Genomic DNA, 20,051 nt, shown 5'->3' with positions numbered 1-20,051 from the left:
CCTCCGAGCGGAGTTCCTTGACCTCCGGCGCCGTCGCCTGACGGGCAGTGTCTCCAGCCAGGCGTTTCTTGCCGGCCTCGAGGAACTCTTTCGACCAGGTGTAGTAGAGGCTCTCGGCGATCCCCTCGCGGCGGCACAGCGCGGCGATGCTCTCCTCGCCTCGAAGTCCAGCCAGCACGATGCGGATCTTCTCCTCGGCCGAGTAATGCTTGCGGGTCTTCCGCTTGATCCCCCTGACCAGCTTGTCAGCGGCATCCTTCGATGTTCCGGGTGTCTGTTTCATCTTCGCTCCTTGGCGGCTTCGATGAACCAGAACCCTCCGTTGCTCAAACCCCTAAATCTCTCCGCGGGGTGCTGACGTCAGACAGCATTGCACCGGGTCCGTTCACGCCTCGTCTCCCGTCGAACAGCCACCGTCAACCAGATCCGGGCATTCCTGATCGAACAGGGGATCACCATTCGCAAGGGGCTACGCGCTGTCCGGAACTCGTTGCTGAAACTGCTCGACGAGCGGCGAGACGAGATTTCTCCCCGGATGCGCCACATCATTCTGGATCTGCACGGCGATTGGATGCGATTGGACGAACGGATTGATGCCGTGTCCTCGGAGATTGCTGAGATCGGCGAAAACGAGGCGCACTGCCGCGATCTGCGAACTATTCCCGGAATAGGCCCGATCATCTCGACTGCCCTCGTTGCGGCTGTTGGGAAGGGAGAAGCCTTCGACAACGGGCGTCACATGGCGGCCTGGCTCGGGCTGGTTCCAAGACAATTCAGCACCGGTGGGAAAACGATCCTTGGCGGGATATCCAAGCGCGGCAGCCGATACCTGCGAACGTTGTTGATCCAGGCGGCCAAGGTCATCCTGCTGCGCCCGCACAACTGGCCCAACTTCAGCTTTGGAGCATGGCTCACGGAAGCGGATCGACGGATGCATCGCAACAAGCTGGCGGTCGCCCTGGCCAACAAGCTTGCCCGGATAGCCTGGGCGGTTCTGCGGTACAAACGGGGCTTCGACACCCCAGGAAATACGGTTGTCGAGGCCATCTGACGCCCGGCACCGAACAGAGGTTCGCGAAGGAGACAGCATGGGACGGATAGATAACGCACCCGGAATCTGACTGCGCATTTGGCCCCAAGTCGGCCGAGCTGCTAATGAGATCAAAGTGCGTGCGTATTTCCAACAGGGTCACGGCCCGCGCGCCGACAAACAGACCGGATACATATGAGCGATATCTGAAGCCACGCAAAAACCATTGCGATCAGCAGTCGGCACATACATATGCGCAGAAAGCGGTTGGAAAGACAGAGTCGATGATCGGCGGCAATGTCCGCTGAACGGCCATCGCTGCTGCACGCGGCGAATTCCCGCTCTCCGCCCTTCCTACGGGATGCTGCGGTCGGCATGGAGGGCGGCTTGCGAGCGCGAAGCCGTCATCCGAGCCCTGAAAACTTGCCCTCAGTTTCGGACAAAAGTGGTCGCCGAGATGCATCCGACAACCCAGCCCCCGAGATGTGCTTGCCATGCGAGCCCACCGTCGAGAAAGGCAAAAAGGACAAAGTTCGCGAAGATTAAGCCCAACATTGCGCTCACAACGGGTTGGATCGACAGTCGAAGCCTTCGGCGGCTGAGATAGTCCCAAGTCTGCCAGATGCCGATCAAACCAAAAACGGCTCCTGAGGCTCCAATCATGGGAGCGCTGCTCGTAGAGATAAATCCAAAGGCGACCCCGCCTCCTACGGCTGAAAGAAGAAGAACCAACATGGTCTTGGCGGGACCAATACGTGCGGAAATGTATTTTCCAAGGGCGAGAAGGATGACGCTGTTCAGGACCAAGTGCATTGGTCCTCCGTGCAAGAAAGCGTGTGTGACGAACATCGTTGCGGTTTGGCCGGGAAAAATCGGCGAGACGTCCCCAGAAATCAATGGCTGCCAAAATGCTCCGAAACCGTAGGCGACCCAACGCCACGAAGGTGAACCGACAATATCGGCGTCGGCAGCGCTGAGGGTGAACTCAATCAGGGCCATGACCCCAACAACCCACAAGAGAAACGCTGGTGCACCAACCTGCTGGTCACGGCGAACCTTGGAGGAGGTCGGGGTAGTTCGGAAATGCATGGCCTGATGCCTGGTCCAATAGCGGGGTGGTGGGAACCTATCCTCCAATCTTGACCAGCGGCAACCAGACCATCGACCACGACCCCACAGGAGGCCGTGGAGGCTGCCAGAGAGGCCATTCTGACCGTTGCCAGGGGGAAGGAGGTCAGCATGTCCGAGGCGAAGGCCTAAGTGGCGCTCCTTGAGCGTCTGGGAGGCATGCAGGGGTATCTTGAGCTGGAGCAGTTGAAGGCGTCGCTTGAGGAGTTGAAGCAGTCCGCGACCAAATCGGCACGGGTCTTCGACCAGAGCCGCATTCCGCCGGAAAGCAGAATTCAATGGGGACAGGGCATTCCAAGATCAAAGAGCAACGAGCGCTGAGTTTGGGCTATCGCCATGCCGTGCTGGCGGTTCCTCGATAACCAGGTGCGGCTGCATCTCAATGCCTTGGCCTACAACCTGGCCACCTTCCTGTGCATCGGGATGCCTGAGGCCAAGGCCGACTGGTCGCTGACCAGCCTGCAGGTGAAGCTGACCAAGATCGCATGTTTTTTCCGGAACCAAGGCTGAGCACTGCGAATTCAGTGGCGCTCGGCTAGATGGAACGGAAATCGGACGTTCGCCAATGCACAAGCCGCGACTTGCGCCAAGGTGTACCGCCCCTGGTTTCTGAGACACCGGTTTGCATCTACGCTGCCACGGGCTGGCTGTCCATCTGGTCACCTCTGAACTGGGCTGGCGAGCGGTGACCGTGTCGCTCGATCAGCCATTGTTCGTTGTAGGTCTGCCGGAATGCGATCAGCGCCTCGCGGAGTTGTTCGACGGTGTCGAAAGTCCTGACCCACAACAGGTTTTCCTTGAGGGTCCGGATGAATCTCTCAGCGCAGCCGTTGCCCTCCGGTGCCCGGATGAAGGCCGGCGAGGACGAGATGCCCAGCCACCGGATTTCGGTCTGGAAGTCGTGGGACATGTACTGGGAGCCGTGATCGTGGCGCAGGCTCAGCCCGACGGCGACATCCTTGCCGATAGCGCCGAAGCAGGCCGTCACGCCCTGGCGCACCGGCTCCAGCGCCTCGTGGCGCGTACCGCGCAGCGCGGCATGGATGCCGACGCACTCGGCAGAGCAGTGGTCCACAGCGACGAAGACCGCCACCTGGCCGTGCTCGGTCGTCACCGTGGCCGTCATGTCGGTGCCCCACATCGTATCGAGCGTCTCCGGGATGATCGTGCCATCGTGAGCCCGCGGCCCGCGCGGCGTCGCCCGGCCCGTGTCCGCCGAGAGACCGTTCTCCCGCATCAGACGGCGCACGCGTTCCTTCGAGGTCCGCTCGCCCTTGTGACGCAGGCGCGCCCAGACCTTGCGATAGCCCTCGCCGTGAAAGGGGCTGTCGGTCAGAATGGTGCGGATCTTCTCCACCAGGGCGGCATCAGGCATCGGGCCCTGCGGCCCTGGCCGGCGGCGCGGGGTCGCGGGCAGGTTGGCGACCCGCCGCCGGCGATAGATGCCGGCGCGAGGAACACCCCAGACCCGGCAGACGCGAGAAAGCCCGTAGCGACGACGCCCGGAGATCGAGAGCACGGCACTCATCGCCTCGACCTCCGCCGGCCCAAAGGGCGCCCGCCCTCCATCCGCGCGACCTTCTCGTAAAGCAGTTCGTTCTTGCTAAAATCGGTCCCCCGGACCGATTTCATGACGCGCGAACTCCATAGTGACGGCGCCGAGCTTGGCCTGCAGCAGCGCGATCCGGTCGTCCCGATCGTCCCTCGGACGGGATTTCAGGCTCTCGGCCCCTGCTTCGAGAAATGCATTCCGCCATCCGCTGAGCTCCTTCACGGTGACCCGAAGTTCCCGCGCCAGGGTTTCCAGCGGTTCGCCGCGAAGAACCCGCAGAACCGCCTCCTGCTTTCGCCTTGCCGTCATTCGCCGTTCCCGAGCCGGCGCCCCGGCCGCTCCGACATCGGACCTCTCCGCGCCCGCCGCGCATTGCGCTCGCGCTTTTGCTTTGGACGCAAGGAACCGGGCAGCCTTTTACCCTTGGACTATGGTGCCCACGCGGACGCTCCGCCGCCAGATCGGTTTGACCATTTCGAGCACCAGCAGCACGGCCAGCCCTGCAAGCGGCGGGACGGCCAGGAAGACCGGGTCCAGTGCCGCGAAGCCGAACAGGTCGCGGGCGGGCTGCCAGAACAGGGTGACAGCCAGCAGGACCGCCACGATCGGCAGCACAACCGCCAGTGCCCTGTTGGGCCGCCGGATGGCGGTGATGAGAGAGGACGACAGCGACCGGTCCACGAAGATCAGCGCCACGATGCCAAGTACCAGGGCGGCAAAGGTGAGGCCGCGCACCTGATCAGCGTCCAGCCCGTAACCGGGGGCAAGCGCGAAGATCGTGGCGGTGACTCCCAGTACCATCGCGCCCTGGACCACGCTCCAGAGGATGGTTGGGACGGAGAACAGGGGCTCGGCGGGCGGGCGCGGCGGGCGGTCCATCACGCCGTCCTCCTCGGTCTCGGCCTCGAACACGAGCGAACAAACCGGGTCGATCACCATCTCCAGAAAGGCGATGTGCATCGGGCCGAACAGGATCGGCATGCCAAACAGCAAAGGCATCAGCGCCAGTCCGGCGATCGGCACGTGCACCGCCAGGATGAAGCTCATGGCCTTTCGCAGGTTGTCGTAGATGCGCCGCCCCAGTCGTACGGTCGTCACGATGGACCCGAAATCGTCATCCAGCAGCACGATCGACGCCGCCTCACGTGCCACGTCCGTGCCGCGCCCGCCCATGGCCACGCCGATATCGGCGGCCTTCAGCGAGGGCGCGTCGTTCACGCCGTCGCCGGTCATGGCCACGACGGCGCCCGCGGATTTCAGTGCGGTGACGATGCGCAGTTTCTGTTCCGGCATGATGCGGGCGAAGATGGTGACGTCCTGCACGGCGGTTGCCAGATCGGCGTCCGACATCGCCTGAAGTGCGGTCCCGTCGATCACCCGCCCGCCCCGCAATCCCGCCTGCGCCGCAATCGCCTGCGCCGTGGCGGGATAATCCCCGGTGATCATGATGACGCGGATGCCTGCGCTGCGGCACAGCGCCACCGCCGCGGGTACCGAGGCCCGCAGCGGATCGGCCAGGCCCACAAGGCCCAGAAAGCGGAAGGCGAACGCGCGCTGGCTGTCCGGCAGATCGGCGCCGGCAAACGCGGCCTCGGCCACCCCCAGTACCCGCAGGCCGGCTTCGGCCATGTCGTTCACCTGCACCGTGACCCCGGCGCGGGCGGCAGCATCCAGCCCGCACAGATCGGCCATCGCCTCGGGCGCGCCCTTGGCGGCGATCTGCCAACCCACGCCGTCGCTGGCCCAGACCTGCGACATGGCGAGCAGGTCGGGTGCAAGCGGATAGGAGCGCACCAGCGTCCGGCCCGCGCCGGGCACGGTCTCGCCCGGGCGCAGGTCTGCTGCGGCCAGCACATGAAACGCCTTCTCCATCGGGTCGAACGGTTCGGGGGCCGAGGCCATGACCCCCGCCGCCGCAAGCTCGCGAAATGCCTCGGGAAGGGCCGTGTCGTCGACCCTCGCCGCCGTACCGTCGGGCAGGCGGAGTTCGGCGATCGTCATGCGGTTCTCGGTCAGGGTGCCGGTCTTGTCGGTGCACAGCACCGAGGCCGCGCCCAGCGTCTCGATCGCCGAGGCCCGGCGCGTCAGCACCCTGACGCGGGAAATCCGCCACGCCCCCATCGCCATGAAGACGGCTAGTACCATCGGAAATTCCTCGGGCAGCATCGACATGCCGACGGCGATGCCCGCCAGCACGCCTTCCAGCCAGCCGCCGCGCAACAGACCATAGAGCACCACGACGGCCACACTGACCGCGCCCCCCAGCGCTGCGAAACCGATGACCAGCCTGCGCATCTGGCGCTGCAGGTGCGGCGTCTCGGTCTCCAGCGTGGCGAGAGAAGCGCCGATCTTCCCGATCTCGCTGGCAGACCCCGTTGCCGTGACTTCGGCGATGGCCGATCCGCCAACGATCATGCTGCCCGAGAAGACCACGGGCAGATCCTCGCCGCCCGGACGGGTGTCTGGATCGGGCGTTCCCACAAGCTTGCGGACCGGAACAGCCTCGCCTGTCAGCAGGGATTCGTCGGCCGAAAGGCCCGTCGCCTCCAGAAGCACCGCGTCGGCCGGCACCCTGTCGCCTTCGGCCAGCACGATCAGGTCGCCGCGTGCAACCTCGCGCCCGGCGATCCGCAGCCGTTCGCCGCCCCGGATCACCAGCGCGCGCGGGCTGGTCAGATCGCGCAGCGCCTCCAGCACGCGTTCGGTCCGCGCCTCCTGGACCACGGTGATGCCCACCGACAGGCACGCGAAGGCCAGCAGGACCAGCGCCTCTTCCAGGCTGCCAAGCAGCAGATAGACCACACCCCCCGCGATCAGCAGCGCCAACATCGGTTCGCGCAGGACCTCCAGCACGATCCGCAAGGGTGTGCGACGGCGCGCGCGGGGCAGTTCATTGAAGCCTTCGGCGGCCAGGCGCGACTCTGCCTCGGCTTGGGTGAGGCCGCGACCAACGGGCGCTGCGGAGTGCGGTTGCCGGACGGATGGTTTCAAGTCGCGGCCCCCTCATCGGACGATAGAGTTCTGGCTCGAAACCGCATTACGACGTCCTACCATCAGTCGCGCGGCACCGTCTCCCCCTGACCAACGGGCACGCAGTCAGAGGCGTCCGGCAATCACCAGAACAAGAAGAATGATGATCAGGACCCCGATCACACCGATCCCGCCATGTCCGAAGCCATAGCCGTAACCGCCGAAGCGGCCGCTGAAGCCCCCGAGCAGGAAGATGACGAGGAGGATGAGAAGAATGGTACCAAGCGACATTATTGCCCCCTTTCGATGGCAGGATCCTGCCAAGCCGTTGAGTATTCCGAGAACCGGACGCATCTTCCGGTGTTGTCTGATGCGTCCTGCACAATTCGCCGCCCGATAAGGTTCGGCGGACTATCTCTCCTCTATCGAGACGCCGTGCTCGCCGATCTCGATTTCGATGCCGCTCCGGCTCCGGCTTTCCTGATAATACAGGTAGCCCACGACAAGGACGCCTGCGGCGAGCAGGCCGATGACCAGATAAAGTGCATTGCGGTTCATCTTGATCGCGCCTCCCGACGCCCCCCGCGTGGCGCCATCCTCGACCTTGGTGGCACCTTGTATGGACCGCGGCGCTGGTGCGCGGGACCCGCCACCTGATCCTGACGGTCACTCACCGCGCAGCACATCTTTCAGCCCGCCGACGATATTATGAACCTTGCCCTCAGCCTTGTCTGCCTTGCCTTCGGTCTCAAGCTTGGCGTCTCCCACAGCCTTTCCTACGGCCTCCTTAACCTTTCCCTTGACGACCTTCGCGGAACCGATCACCCGATCCTTGTCCATGGAGCGCTCATTTCGCGCCACGCGGCGCATATCAGAAAACTAGGGGAGTTTCGGAATCGCGCGCTGATCCAGATCAATGCCGCCGAGGGCCTGACACTTCTCGAAGTTCGGTGTCGCCGCAAGCACATGGCGTTTGTCTGCAGCGAGGGGGTGCTGTTCACCGGCTGTACTCCGTCCGACTGGCGCCACACCCGACAATTCCGTGCTCAGGCTCGTCGAATTCGACGAGCGGCAGACGGGAGGTAGATCAGCCGCTCGTCGCAGTCGGCCGATATCGGCCAAAGCGTAGAACTGAACGCGCACCTCGTTGTGACAGAAGTGGCGGCAGGACAGCTGCGTCCAATGGATGGCATACTTGCCCTCGCGGATGTGTTGTTCGGCGGTGCCGCGGCGGTTGAAGAAGTCGATCACCCATTCAGGCTCCCTCCGCAGGATGGTCACCACGAAGCCGACGCGCGGGAACAGTTCGCCGGCACGCCACTCGATCTTCACGACAACCCTGCGCGGCTTGTACCAGCTTTTGGCCCAGCACTCGAAGATCTCGTAGAACAGTCGGACATGTTTGGCGGACGCCCGACCGGGCACATTAGCCGATACGCGATACGTCCGTGAAGAAAGGTGTTGGTGGGCGGACGGACGGAATCAGAGTGGCCCGCCGCCTCCAGCGTCCCGGGGAGTTCCAGCAGGGCGAAGGCGGCATCTGCACGGAAGAACTACAGCATCCTTTGGTCGGCATACGCCTCGAGAACGCCGCAAGCTAGATCCTGGCCCGCGTTCGGTGTCTGATTAGAAATCGAGACATTTCTCTTGTCGCGATTATTGACATCACCTAAAACAAAACATAGTTTATGTCGCGATAGGAGGCATGATGACTCTTTCAGAACTGGCAGAAACACTGGATGTGCCACCTCGGCAGATTCGTTTCCTGGTAGCCGAAGGAATACTACCCCCGGCCAACAAGACCGGTCGCGCGGCAGACGCCTATGACAATGAGCACCTCTCTCGGGCACGCCGCTACCTGGGCCTGCACCGCCTGGGCATGAAACCCGGTTCGATCAAGGTGCTGATGGCATTCGACGATGCCGTGCCAGTGCTTCAGGAGGGCGGGGTCGAACTGCGCGTGGCACAGGATGTTTCTCCTCAATCCCTCGATATCGACGACGTTCTCGAAAAAGTCAAAACGGCGCTAGAGGCCTATGTCGGAAAGGAGACACAGGAATGATCGCAACAGCCCTGGGCCATCGGATCGAAACCCTCAACGAAGGAGCCACTTGTTTTCTTGACGGCGATGGCCGCCCAATGCCTTTGACCGACACGGAGATTGACGTTCAGATTTCGTGCGGCCTCGCCACGATCACAACTACCCGCACCTTCCGAAATGCCGAAGAGGTTCCAATCGAGGTTGTCCTGACCATGCCGGTCGGATTTGACGCGGTCGTCACCGGGTTATCGGCAAGTATCGGAGAGCGGACTTTCGAGGCGCAGGCCAAGGCCAAAACGACCGCCCGGGAGGTTTATGAGAACGCGATCGATGATGGGCGGCTTGCCGTTTTGCACGAAGAGGCATTGCGCGGTGTTCACATCCTGTCGGTTGGATCGTTGCCCGCCGGAGAGGAGGTTTCGGTCACGCTCGAAGCAGTAGCCCCCCTGACCAACCTCGACGGGGTGCCGTTTCTTCGGATTCCGGTCACCGTGGGACACCTCTATGGCACTTCGCCTCTTCTTCCCGCGGATGACCTCGCGGTGTCGGCACATGTCCGACACGAGGCGACCCTTACAGTCACAGCCGACGAGGGTGCCGTGCGTCTCATTGGCAATTCCGATCTGCCTATCCGGGGTCTCCGCATCCCCTTAGATCGGGCGATAGAACTCAGCGTCGAAGGCGGGGTATTTGGCCAGCATCAAGGCGTCACGGCTGACGGGCGTGGCGTGCAGATATCTCTCTCTCTGCTCGAAAGGAATGACGCACCGCTCGCCCTTTCGATCCTTGTCGATCGGTCGGGATCCACCGGCGCGGCGGTGAACAGCTCAGGCAGCACCGTGTTTTCCGCGATGAAGTCGGCGCTGGTGCGAGAACTTGGAATTATTGGTGACAACGATCGTATCGATCTCTGGCAATTCGATTCGACTTGCGAAAACGTGGGTGAAGCAAGTGGTGCCCGAGCAGCAGATCTGGCACGTTCGTTAGAGAGTCCCCGGGGCGGTACCGAACTCGGTGCGGCGGTGAAAAAAGTTTTGGCGTCCGGCGCGCGGCATATTCTCGTGCTGACGGACGGAATGACACACGCAACGCTGGTCGAGGACCTGAAAGCCTCCGAGGCCAGAGTATCGGCGATCCTCGTAGGGGCCGGTAGTCTCGACGCCCATATCGGCCACGTCTGTGCGATGACCGGTGGTCAGGTCTTCTTCGCCAGGGGCGATGACGTGTCCCCGGCCCTGAAAACGGCGCTGGAATCGATGCGGCGCCCAGGGGGTTACGTCACCGGCGAAGTCGACGACGATCGCGTTGCCTTGCTATCCGCAACTCGCGGCGGGGTCGAGATCCGCGCCGAATGGGGAGACAGGGTCGAAACGGTCACCGCCAACCCACCGGGCCGCTACGCCGCAGCGCTGGCCGTTCCGCTTCTGAGGAAGGCGGCCGCACAGAAATGGGCCGAGGCCAACGGACTGTGCTCCCATTTAACCAGCCTCATCCTCACGGACACAGAAATCAATGAGGACAGCCGACCGCCGGAAATGCGGAAAGTGCCGCTGATGGGCTTTGCGGGTGATGCGCGCGCTATGAGCATACCAATGGCGGCTCCGCATCTTTCAATACTCGCGGCAAGGACCCCTTCGATTGACGCATATAGCAGTGAGAGCTTTGCCACGACAAAATTCCGGCGTGCGGAAAGACCTTCTCTCAGCCGTGCTCCCCGGAAGCTCGTTCAGGGTTCTCCTCTTCGCATCGGCGAGAGCCCAAAAAAGGAAGACGTCGAGCGCCTGGCCGCGTCGATAGACTGGGCGCATTTGGGGCGCAGCCTGTCGGTCGGCGACTTCTCGAGACTGGATCGCCATTCCCGGGATCTGATTGAACGCCTGGCAGAGGCACCCGAGGTCAAGAGAGTGGCTAACCAGCACAAGATTAGCGCTCTGCTGGTCGCAATCGGTGTGATTGCATCACGGGCCGGGCTCGACCGATACGCGCGACGTGTCGCACGCAATATCAGTGCCGTTATCTCGTTTGACGAGATCGCTTCACAGCTAAGCTTCACCACTTGATGAGACGTGAACCGGAAAGAACAGCACAAGCGCATACGACATCGATGCGACTTACAGGCCGAGATGATGGGGGGGACAAAATCGGCAAGGTGAGGCACCGGCTCGTAGGTGCTTGAGTTTTTAAGATCTTAGGGGGATCAAAATTACTGAACTTCGCATGTTTTGTTTGTTTGTTAGTGTCCGAGGACGTGGTGTAATTTCATCGGCGGTGCCGGTGTAATCCTGGGTGGCCATCGAGGTGTATGGTCGAGGTGGAGTTTCGACGCTTCAACCACGAACCACACGGAGACCCCGATGACCAAGACCAACATGGACCTTTCTGAGCTTCTTGCGAAATTCGACGGACCCGTTGCGGTCGGTGCCGTGCAGATGGAAAATGCGCTTTGCCAGATCGATCCCGACGGTCGTAACCTCAGACATGGATGCTCTCTCCTTCTGTGATGGTTTCAAAACTTATTGCATTGGCACATTGCGATGCCGTCAGGTGGGGGCATCCACGCCATCAACAGAGCCCGTCCACCGTCGAAAAGGACAAAGCAATGCGAGAGCGAGATATCTACAAATGGCGTTGGAAAGACGAGCACGATCGCGAAGTGCCCTATTGTGGTTACTCGCAACTCTGCGTCGTCTGGAAGGGAGGCCTCTACGACACCTATTGTGGCGTGCTGAGCGAAAGATCGCGTCTCGACCCAAACGCCGTCGAGATTGAGTTCCTCGGGAACGAAGACGACATGATCAAGCTTCTCGCCGGAATCGAGAACTACTATCGACCCGAGGATGTGGTCGACATGCGCCACCCCAACAATCCGCGCGCGCCGATCTACCTGAAGCGCGGCGCCGAGCGCAACGCGGGGATCATGCTGGCCTGGGCCCTGACTGAAATCGAAAAAAACCATGCTCGGATACGGGCGTCCCAAAACCGGATCAAGGCTTTGCATCACGCCGTGACTCAAATCGAGTCCGGCCGCTTGGACGACGTCTACGTATGATCGGCTTCGCCGACAGGAAACCGCAATGACAGCTCCCGGCCACTTCTCCTTGCCCTTCGTCGTGACCCGTTCACTGCGCCGCGGGTTCCGTTATGTTGGCCTCTCGATCGCTGTCCTTCTTGGTGGCTACGGAATCTATTCCCTCATCGAGGGGAGTTCCTTCGGGCGGTCGGAAGCCATGTCGACCTTGCCGGTCGCCGTTGCCGCGCCCCTGGTCCTCGAAGCCATCGGCGTGCTGCTGGAACGGGCATTCGGGAAGCGCTACAAGATCGACGCCACCGGAGTCCGCTTCCGGCGCGGCAGCAGCGAGTGGTTTGAACCCCTGTCCGCCTACCGGGCGGTCGCCTGGAGCGAGACTGTCGAGGAAATACGCAGCTACCGCGGCGGTGGGGCGAACCTGGTGGGGTGGGCGATCGTGCTGCGCCATGGCAGCGATTCTGCCCGGTCCGTCCCCCTGTATTCGAAGGGTCTGTTCACCAGCCGCAGGGAGCCCTGGCGCGCCCGGGCCGAGGCGCTGGCCGAGGCCCTGGGGCTTCCGCTCGAATTTACGGGCAGCACGGGGGCGCAGGTTTTCGACCCGTCAAGGGCGCGCGAGCGCATCGAGGACAGGCAGAGATTGCTCGCTGGGACAATCCCCGGCACGCTGCTGCAGGAAACGTGGCTTCCGGTCCCGGCACGGCCCGACCCGGAGGACAAAACGCCGGTCATCCTGGAGTTCGCCAAGGCAAAGCGCCACGCTTGGCCGATCCTGTCTTCCTGTCTTGCCGCTCTCGTCCTGGCGGCGGTGATCCAGAACTTCGCGCGGGGCGCGATAGGCGCCATTCGCGAAATCCACATCGCGGCGGCATTGGCGTCGGCGATCGCCTACCTGCTGGTTCTTGCCTGGGCCTATTCGAAACAAGCTGTCCACATCGATGCCACCACCGTCACCGTCTATTCGCGACTTTGGATCTGGCGCTACGACGTCAGAACCATACAACGCCGCGACGTCGAGCGAACCATGGTCCACTATACCCGCTTCGGGGTAGCGCTGTTTACATTCCTGTGCGCGGGCCACCGCGAGACTGCCATACCCAACCTGAAGGAGCGGGACGCCTACCGGATACAGCGCGCGCTCGACGAGTCGGCAATCGGCTGATGCGACACCGCCGATCGCCAGCGTCGGGACGAGACCGAGCCTCGCCTCACGGGCATTCCACATCTCCTTCCGGGCAACTTAGGCAAAAGGAATTGAAAGCGGCGGGACTCCAGTCGTTTCCGCCCAGGTGGTCGGAAACGAAATTGTAGGTCGTGAACCGGCAGACGCCATCGCTGTCCGTGTCGCGCCACAGCACCGCGCCGCTGACAGTCCGATAGCGTCGCTTGGTGTCGCTGTAGACCCCTTCGCGCCAATTGCTGGTGACCGCGATCTTCAGGATCTCGTCGGCACTTTTCGTGACCGGCCCAACGATGGCCTGGAGCATCTGGGCTCGAAGTGCTTCAGTATCGCCACCTTCATGGGCGTCGCTGGGAAACGCGGAACCGGCGGCGATGCGGTCACCCTCGCCGACCATCAGCGCGAACTCGCCCACCGAGACCGGTTGGCGTGACGTGAATTGTCCCTGCGTGCTCCACAGCTCGAACCGGACCTCGTGTGCGCCGGGCGCCAGTTCGCGGGTGGTGGCGCGCCAGGCGTCGGCTTCGGCCTTGAAGGCTTCATCGAAGGGCTGGGGGTTGGGCGCGAACTGCCATGTCGTCCAGCTCTCCCCCGCCTCGCCTTGCAGCTGGCCTTCGGCAAAGACGTCAAACTTGTATGCCTTCTCTTCGCCATTGATGAACAGGCGCACTGTATAGCCGAATGCGTCGTTGGCACTTGGTCTTCCATCCGATCCGTAAATCGGTGTGTTGCCGATCGAGTGCATCAGGAATACCCGGCCGAAGATCGGGTCGGTCAGCCTGAACGTGTCTAGAATCTCGGCTTGGTCCTGCTCGGCGAAGGGAATGGGCTGGGTGGAAAACACCATCTTCCCGGCATTGGCGGCATGCAGATTGCTGGTTGGCGGCTGGTCACTGTATTTCCCCATGATCGCGGCGATCTCCGCGGCGAACTTGGCGTCCCGTTCCTGCTGCACCGCGCGGGCTTCGGCGGCCACGTCGGCCTGGTAGGCGACGACCCCATCGCGCGCCGCGGCGATCCGGTTCTTGACCTGGACATAGGCCGCGTGATCGGGATCGACCAACCCGTCGAATTCGCGGTCGAAGGCGGCGAAGGCGGTCTCGACCTCCTGCATCCGTCCTGCGATGAGTTGGGCGTTGTCGGCCAGCGGCGTCAGCTTGGGCACCATCCCTGCCGCCGCGGCTTCGGCTTCGCGGGCCTGCGCGAGCGCGCGGTCCAGCATCGACAGGGCCACTCCCACCTCTTTGAGCTGGCCTGCCGCCTCCTCCGACATCCCGGTGATCAGATCCATCTTCTCGACCGGGGTAGCGGCCATCTTCGTCTGGTTCGCCGCGGTCACGGACTGTTCCAGTGTGGCGATCCGTTGCTCCAACGCGACCAGGTCCGGGTGATTGGGATCGTATAGGCCGCTGTAGCGCGCGGCGATCTGAGTGTAGTCGTTCCTGAGACGGTTCATGGCGCCGTCAGTACGCTGCCCTTTGGCGATCAGGGTTTCCACGCTTTCGACATCCTCTTCGATGATTCCGATCATGCGGCGGACGTTCGGAAGCAGATCGGAATCGCCCGAGGCCGGCGATCCGGCCGCGGCGGTCGCCTCCGCCTCCTCCTCCGCTTTCTGCGCTTCGGCCGTCAGCCTGTCGATGCGTGCCTTGAGCGCCGTCAGGGTCGGATGCGCAGGATCGAACTGCCTATCGTAGTAGGTGAAGATGTTGTCATACTCGGTCTGCGCGGCGGCCAACGGTCCCGCCGCAAGGTCCGCATTTCCGGTCCTGATCATGCCGTCGACCCGATCGAGCGACTGTTTGGCCGCGTCAACCCGGCGCAGGATGTTGGCACTGAGGTCCCTCGGCGGCGATGCTGCTGTCTCCGTCGAAGCGGCCGGTGCCTCTGCGGCGGCGGATGCGCCCTCGGCCTGAGCCGACAGCGTGTCGATCCGCTGTTTCAGCTCCACGATGATCGGGTGTTCGTGGTCGAAGGATGACCCATAATAGTTGAAAATGTGCTCGTATTCCTGACGCGCCTCGCGAAATGGTCCTTCCGTCAGGTCGGCATTCTCCCGCCTGATCAAGTCTTCTACCTTGTCCAGAGCAAGGTTTGCCGCATTGACCCGCCTCATGATGTTAGAACTGAGGTCCTCGGAGAGCCCAGGGCTCGATTGCATTGCAAACAGCGCTACAGACGCCGCAAGAACGAACCACCGGGTCATGGCTTCCCTCCTCATCCGATAACTTCTACTTTGCCGGATTGCGCCGATCTCGGGCAACTGAATGTTGTTTCGCGGGCGACGAAAGCACGCTAGCCATTGCGATAACATTCTTCTGTTCAGCGCACGTTTCCCGTAGAAAATGCAAGGAAAGCCCGGACGCGAGGGGCGATCGGCCGCCGTGATTGGATTGCCTGCCTTGGCCGCTTTAACGCGGCCTGCCGCCAGCGCCGCCGGAAGAAGAAAGCCTTGAGATCCCTAGAAAGACTCCTTTTCCTGTCGATGATCATCGGGCTGCCGATCTTCATCGGCTACCAACTCTATCTGAACTACTTCGTCTACACTGATACCAACCCGACCCGCCACGACCTCCGGATCCTGGCCCGGGCCGAAGATGGCGAGGCGCACGCACAATATCTGATGGGATTCTACCGGATAACGGGGCGACAGGGCCTGCCCGTCGACTCGACAGCGGCGCGCCGGTGGTTCGAGAAGGCGGCGGCGCAGAACCATGCCGGGGGGCTGTATGGGCTCGGCGATCTGTATCGACGCGGTGACGGCGTTGACCGGGATATCGCGCGGGCCGTCTCGCTGTTCACCCGGGCGGCAGAAGACGGCAGCCCGGCGGCGATGAATGCGCTGGGCGACCTCTACCGCCACGGAGAAGGCGTGGACAAGGATCCACGCGCCGCCCTCACATGGTATCGCCGAGCGGCCGCCGAGGATTATGCACCGGCCCAGCGCAACCTCGGGATCATGGCCGCGAACGGGGAGGGGATGGCCCAGAATTTCCCGGCTGCTCTCGCGTGGTATTTGAAGGCGGCGGGTCAGGGCGACTATGCCGCCCTGACCAACCTGGGAATCATGTTCGAATACGGCCAGTCGATGAAAAAGGAGCCGTTGCGGGCCTGGTCATGCTACTTCCGTGCGGCGCTGAGCCACTACGAACCGGCGAACCGGCGGCTCAAGGCGTTGAGCGACCAGCTCTCGGCGGCACAGATCGAGGAGGCCAGATCCGCCTTCTGCTTCGTGGATCTCGTCCAGGAGTGACGGCGGTTCACGGCGTTGCCGTGATGGCTTCGTGTCTCGATGCCGTGAGCGCGCCGACCTCGGGTGGTAATGCCAGGGGTGTCGGGACAGGCCGTCAACACTGGCAGAGACGGTCAGCGCCGCACCTCCCGCAGGCATTCAATCCGCGTCTTCGGCATCGGTGTCGGCCGCGGTATCCCCTGATCGCAGATCGGCGCGCCACCAGTCCACGTCGTCAATCCGCTGGCCCGGCGCTCGAGTCGCCCGCATGGCCGCCGCGCGCAACGACGGAGAAACGTATTCCTCGCGGCTGACCGCCAACCCGGCCGGTATGCCCAATAGGGCGCCGATGCTGCCGCCAATCCTGGCGCCCCAGGGGCTCATCGTCCAAGCATTCACCGATACCGAGTAGAGGAAATACCCGACGGCCCCCACCAGCCCTCCGATCGTCGCGAACGGGACAATGCTGCCACGGTCGAAAGGCGCGGTCGCGAGACCGGCCGCGACGGCAACTCCGATGCCAACTCCTGCGGCCACGATCACGTCCGTGAACAGGTCTCCTGCGCCCAGTTGCAGCGCCCGCAGGTCAAACGAGACGGCCGCCCCAACCATACCGCCCATGAAGCCCCCCGCGGGCCCCATGATGATGACCATCATGACGATCGACACCGCTTTCGACCAGGCGGTTGCGGTTGTAGGCGGTTTGACCGCGCGGGGTTTGCGCGACCGCTTGCCGCTTCCCATGATGGCGTGTCCCCTCGCCATGGCTTTGTGATCGGTAGTGTAGGATGGCGGAATCTGCTCTACAATTACGCTATACACTTCTCGGCTGGGGACCGACATCTTGGAGCGGTTGAATCGCCTGTTGGCCGTGGCCTATCTGGTCTTCGCACTGCTCGGCAGTGGCGCGGTGCTGCATGCCATCCTTACATTTCCATCGGAGCTCCCCCGGCTTTCCGCAGCGGCAAACACGGCGGAAAGACAAGCAGCGATCGAGGCGGCCGAGGCTCTCGATTGGATCGAGGGGAACCTGACGGCAACGGCGCGGCCACTTGTGGCGGGGCCGTTGTTCTGGGTTGCGGACCGAACCAGGGCGGTAACGGCGCCCAGCACCTGGCAACGCGACAATTCCACCCTCGAGCAACGGGTTGACCGGCTGAACGCTGCCATCACCGAGATGGGACGTGAGTTCGACGATGTCGCCGTCTTGATGGCGGTAGTTTTTGGGGGTGGTTCGCTGCTTGGCCTGGCCATGTTGCGATGGCCTGGCTTCGTCACTTATCTGGGCGCGCTGGCGGTATCGCTGGGTCCCGCGCCCGTGGTGTCGGCTCCGCTGATCGGCCTCAACGATCCCGAACTGTTCTACTGGTCCATGCCAATGGCCGTGACCGCGGGCGGGCTTGTCCTGCTCAGGCTTTTCGTCCCGCCGCAGCCTCCCGGATCTACCCTCGCCAGCGCGGGCTGGTTCGCAATCAAGGCCGGTCTTGCAGTGGTCGTTGTGGGTAGCGCCGTCACCATTGGCGGCGTTCTGTGGGTGATGGAAATGGGCGGTGGAACGGTGTTGGTCACCGCTGCCGGGCCGGTCCTCTACGGCTTATATCTGATTTACAAGGGCGTCAGCGCCCTGATGCGGTCTCGGGGCTGAAGTCCCGATCCGCCATCGACCCTGTTGCGTGGCGGATTCGTCCCCTGCTACGGTTCGCAGATTGGGCGTGTTTCGCGGTGGATGTCCCAAGCCGCGACGCCTAGACTGGCGATATGGCTTTCAATGCCCTCCCCCGATGGCTCCCGGTTGCCGTTCTGTGCGCGCTGGGAGTCTACGCCTATTTGCGCTTCATCGAAGACCCGATCGGCGCCGCGTTTTTCGGCTTCTTCTCGGCAATCGTGGTCTACAGAATGGCCACGTGCGACGTGCCATTTTCCGAGGCGATGGCGAACGACGACGACTTCACCGACCAGATCACGGTTCAGGGCGGTGTCGTTCATTTCGACGACGGTCAGGACGACTGGTCCGAACCGGTCAGGAATTTCGACGGCGTCCTGTGGCGGGTGGAACGAGCGGCTCGCGACAAGACCGGCATCTGGAACATCCTCATGCTGGTCCACCGCACCGATCCGAAGCGCACCATCACCCTCTACCGGTCGCAGAGCGACTATGGCATGCGCCGGCGGTGGAGCGAAATGGCGCTCGCCTTGGACTTGCCGGCCTTGCGCGACACGGGCAACGGAAAGGTAACGCGCCTTGAAGTCGAGGACCTGACCCGATCAGCCCGGGAGCGGGCTCGCCAGGGGCGCATGGCGTATTTCTTCGACCTTCAGCAGGAGGTCCCCAAGGGCCTGACCTGGTGGCATGCCGACGGCATGGTCTCGGTAGTGATCCGCAAGTCGCGCTGGCCCTTCCTGCTGAGCTTGCTGCCGGTGCTGTTCCTCACCGTGATGTTGCCCAACGATCCCCCGGTCGTGAAGCTGGTGATCGTTGGTGGGCCGGCGGCGATCCTGCTGGTCTGGATGGCTGTAGACTATCGCATCGAAATGACGCCCGAGCACATGATCATGCGTCGGACGCTCGGCGTCTTGGCGCTACCGGGCCGGCGCTATCCACTCGACGCGATCATGGAAGTGCTGAAGTTTGACGACATCGTCGCCAGCGTGCGCGTGGAGACCGACAGGAATGTCATGAAAATCAGGCCGTTGAGCCCGAAAAATGCCGAGTGGCTGCATGGTTTCCTGACCTCCGCCCTCGCGAATGCCCCGGAGCCCGCGACGGTAGAGTGACCCGTTGGCCGCGGCAGCTGAGAATTCAGTTTCCGCCGTCTGCCGTGAGCCGATACGGGCCGTAAAGATACGCGCGTGCGCCACAGAAGCTGCGCTCGTCGTCGTACTCGATTGCGAGTGTTACGACCCCGTCATCACCGGGGGTCAATGTCAGGGCCCGGCCCGTTTCGGGGATTCGCCAGAAAACTTCGCCGGCTTCGGCCCGGCTGGCATTGGCACCCATGACTTCGCATAGATGTCCGTGCGTCAGGGTCACCGTAGAGATGAAGAACCCGTAATCGCCCCCAGGTCCCGCCGCGAGCGTCAGATCGCCCGCGATCTCTTCGGGGCGGACGACATAGTCGTAGACACCGGAAAGCTTTGGAATGCCCAGATTTTCCTCGATCTGCCGGCCCAACGCGACCCACCGATCCGCCAACGCAGTCCAAAGGCAGATGCGGTCGTCTTGGCAACGGTTCCGCTGTTTCAACCAGTTCAACTGCTCGGCGACGATGCCCGGGTGCGTTGACTGCAGAGCGTCGAATTGGCGCGCGATCTCCCGGTCCATGAGCATCGAATACGCATCTTCGCAAATCGTCTGTTCCACGGCGGTGCTCGCCTTCGCGCAATCGAAGCTCGCTACCTCCTCCGCCAGAACATCGCGCTGATGAAGGATTGCCAAGGCGGCCAGCAAGGTGCTCAGAAAAAAATACCTCATTGCAGGTCAGACATTCCATGCGCCTTTTGTCGAACGGTACGGATCACCATTCTCAGCGCACGCTGCATGTCGTCAAGGCGCTCACTTTCAATGGCAGCTATTGTTCAAAACCATACAGAAGATTCCCAGTGCGCCTCAGTTGCTGTGAGAACGATTTAGAACGCTGCTCTGCGAACTAAGCCGCCAGTCGAGCGTGCCAACCTGTTGGGTCGCTACCTGCTCATTGCGGTCACTCACGATACCCGAACGCATTGCACGTGCAGCATCGCTGCAGAAAGCGCCGACACTCGGAAGCTGCCATTCGTCAGCCGTGCGACGAAGGACCGATGACAGACCGCAGCGGACGCAACATTTTATAAAGTTCGACAGGTGGCATCACATTCTCAGGGAAAGGACTCCCTGATCGGGCGTGTTGCCCTTG

General features: G+C 62.6%; 17 protein-coding genes and 5 pseudogenes. 10 read left to right on the top strand and 12 right to left on the bottom strand.

Going from position 1 to position 20,051, the window contains the following annotated elements:
• A partial coding sequence (locus tag EU800_RS19700; protein WP_165354751.1) for a transposase occupies nucleotides 1–283 on the bottom strand: 283 nt, incomplete at its 3' end.
• An 84-nt stretch (nucleotides 284–367) separates the two neighbouring features.
• Here EU800_RS19700 and EU800_RS19695 point away from each other — a divergent pair.
• Nucleotides 368–1,051, top strand: a pseudogene (locus EU800_RS19695) (IS110 family transposase); the annotation flags it as partial.
• A 408-nt stretch (nucleotides 1,052–1,459) separates the two neighbouring features.
• Here the strand turns inward: EU800_RS19695 and EU800_RS19690 are convergent.
• The gene (locus EU800_RS19690; protein WP_242500643.1) at nucleotides 1,460–2,029 is read right to left on the bottom strand and encodes a rhomboid family intramembrane serine protease; all 570 of its coding nucleotides are present in this window, start codon (nucleotides 2,027–2,029) and stop codon (nucleotides 1,460–1,462) included.
• Between the two features lie 261 nt (nucleotides 2,030–2,290).
• On the opposite strand from EU800_RS19690, the gene EU800_RS19685 reads away from it, so the two are divergent.
• Both EU800_RS19685 and EU800_RS19680 read left to right on the top strand, forming a co-directional pair.
• The gene (locus tag EU800_RS19685) at nucleotides 2,291–2,479 is read left to right on the top strand and encodes a hypothetical protein (RefSeq protein ID WP_129634937.1); all 189 of its coding nucleotides are present in this window, start codon (nucleotides 2,291–2,293) and stop codon (nucleotides 2,477–2,479) included.
• Nucleotides 2,480–2,506: 27 nt separating this feature from the next.
• A pseudogene (locus EU800_RS19680) lies at nucleotides 2,507–2,641 on the top strand (IS1380 family transposase); the annotation flags it as partial.
• A gap of 145 nt (nucleotides 2,642–2,786) precedes the next feature.
• Here EU800_RS19680 and EU800_RS19675 read toward each other — a convergent pair.
• From EU800_RS19675 to EU800_RS27615, 6 genes and pseudogenes are all read right to left on the bottom strand, one after another.
• A pseudogene (locus EU800_RS19675) lies at nucleotides 2,787–4,019 on the bottom strand (IS3 family transposase).
• Between the two features lie 108 nt (nucleotides 4,020–4,127).
• Nucleotides 4,128–6,701 (bottom strand): cation-translocating P-type ATPase, encoded by a 2,574-nt coding sequence (locus EU800_RS19670; protein WP_129634935.1) that lies wholly within the window; start codon nucleotides 6,699–6,701, stop codon nucleotides 4,128–4,130.
• A 105-nt stretch (nucleotides 6,702–6,806) separates the two neighbouring features.
• Nucleotides 6,807–6,971: a DUF3309 family protein gene (locus tag EU800_RS19665; protein ID WP_129634933.1), complete on the bottom strand. Its 165-nt coding sequence runs from the start codon at nucleotides 6,969–6,971 to the stop codon at nucleotides 6,807–6,809.
• A 120-nt stretch (nucleotides 6,972–7,091) separates the two neighbouring features.
• Nucleotides 7,092–7,238, bottom strand: coding sequence for a hypothetical protein (locus tag EU800_RS26970; RefSeq protein WP_165354750.1), 147 nt, complete (start codon nucleotides 7,236–7,238; stop codon nucleotides 7,092–7,094).
• Between the two features lie 108 nt (nucleotides 7,239–7,346).
• Nucleotides 7,347–7,520, bottom strand: a complete 174-nt coding sequence (locus tag EU800_RS19660; RefSeq protein WP_129634931.1) for a CsbD family protein — start codon at nucleotides 7,518–7,520, stop codon at nucleotides 7,347–7,349.
• Between the two features lie 195 nt (nucleotides 7,521–7,715).
• A pseudogene (locus EU800_RS27615) lies at nucleotides 7,716–8,269 on the bottom strand (transposase); the annotation flags it as partial.
• Nucleotides 8,270–8,388: 119 nt separating this feature from the next.
• On the opposite strand from EU800_RS27615, the gene EU800_RS19650 reads away from it, so the two are divergent.
• Both EU800_RS19650 and EU800_RS19645 read left to right on the top strand, forming a co-directional pair.
• A complete protein-coding gene (locus EU800_RS19650) occupies nucleotides 8,389–8,742 on the top strand; it encodes a helix-turn-helix domain-containing protein (RefSeq protein ID WP_165354749.1) in 354 nt (117 codons plus the stop codon).
• Nucleotides 8,739–10,781: a VIT domain-containing protein gene (locus EU800_RS19645; protein WP_129634925.1), complete on the top strand. Its 2,043-nt coding sequence runs from the start codon at nucleotides 8,739–8,741 to the stop codon at nucleotides 10,779–10,781. Before EU800_RS19650 ends, EU800_RS19645 begins: the two co-directional genes overlap by 4 nt.
• Before the next feature lie 306 nt (nucleotides 10,782–11,087).
• On the opposite strand, the pseudogene EU800_RS27610 reads toward EU800_RS19645, so the two are convergent.
• Nucleotides 11,088–11,201: pseudogene (locus tag EU800_RS27610) on the bottom strand (IS110 family transposase); the annotation flags it as partial.
• Between the two features lie 119 nt (nucleotides 11,202–11,320).
• On the opposite strand from EU800_RS27610, the gene EU800_RS19640 reads away from it, so the two are divergent.
• Nucleotides 11,321–11,770, top strand: coding sequence for a hypothetical protein (locus EU800_RS19640; RefSeq protein WP_129634923.1), 450 nt, complete (start codon nucleotides 11,321–11,323; stop codon nucleotides 11,768–11,770).
• 25 nt (nucleotides 11,771–11,795) lie between these two features.
• Complete coding sequence (locus tag EU800_RS19635) at nucleotides 11,796–12,908, top strand: hypothetical protein (protein WP_129634921.1); 1,113 nt, start codon at nucleotides 11,796–11,798, stop codon at nucleotides 12,906–12,908.
• 46 nt (nucleotides 12,909–12,954) lie between these two features.
• Here EU800_RS19635 and EU800_RS19630 read toward each other — a convergent pair whose 3' ends face one another.
• Nucleotides 12,955–15,132: a hypothetical protein gene (locus tag EU800_RS19630; protein ID WP_129634919.1), complete on the bottom strand. Its 2,178-nt coding sequence runs from the start codon at nucleotides 15,130–15,132 to the stop codon at nucleotides 12,955–12,957.
• A gap of 246 nt (nucleotides 15,133–15,378) precedes the next feature.
• On the opposite strand from EU800_RS19630, the gene EU800_RS19625 reads away from it, so the two are divergent.
• Nucleotides 15,379–16,179 carry a tetratricopeptide repeat protein gene (locus EU800_RS19625; RefSeq protein ID WP_129634917.1) on the top strand — a complete coding sequence of 267 codons (801 nt, stop codon included), beginning with the start codon at nucleotides 15,379–15,381 and terminating at the stop codon, nucleotides 16,177–16,179.
• A 138-nt stretch (nucleotides 16,180–16,317) separates the two neighbouring features.
• Here EU800_RS19625 and EU800_RS19620 read toward each other — a convergent pair whose 3' ends face one another.
• On the bottom strand, nucleotides 16,318–16,902 hold the full coding sequence (locus tag EU800_RS19620) for a hypothetical protein (protein ID WP_129634915.1): 585 nt from the start codon (nucleotides 16,900–16,902) through the stop codon (nucleotides 16,318–16,320).
• Between the two features lie 100 nt (nucleotides 16,903–17,002).
• Here EU800_RS19620 and EU800_RS19615 point away from each other — a divergent pair, with 100 nt between their 5' ends.
• A complete protein-coding gene (locus EU800_RS19615) occupies nucleotides 17,003–17,803 on the top strand; it encodes a hypothetical protein (RefSeq protein ID WP_129634913.1) in 801 nt (266 codons plus the stop codon).
• A 113-nt stretch (nucleotides 17,804–17,916) separates the two neighbouring features.
• On the top strand, nucleotides 17,917–18,933 hold the full coding sequence (locus EU800_RS19610) for a hypothetical protein (protein ID WP_207209945.1): 1,017 nt from the start codon (nucleotides 17,917–17,919) through the stop codon (nucleotides 18,931–18,933).
• A 25-nt stretch (nucleotides 18,934–18,958) separates the two neighbouring features.
• Here EU800_RS19610 and EU800_RS19605 read toward each other — a convergent pair whose 3' ends face one another.
• The gene (locus tag EU800_RS19605) at nucleotides 18,959–19,630 is read right to left on the bottom strand and encodes a lysozyme inhibitor LprI family protein (RefSeq protein ID WP_129634909.1); all 672 of its coding nucleotides are present in this window, start codon (nucleotides 19,628–19,630) and stop codon (nucleotides 18,959–18,961) included.
• Between the last annotated feature and the right edge of the window lie 421 nt (nucleotides 19,631–20,051).

This window comes from Tropicimonas sp. IMCC6043 (genome assembly GCF_004146235.1).
Classification (GTDB): Bacteria; Pseudomonadota; Alphaproteobacteria; order Rhodobacterales; family Rhodobacteraceae; genus Tropicimonas.
This window is presented reverse-complemented; position numbering and strand designations above follow the sequence as displayed.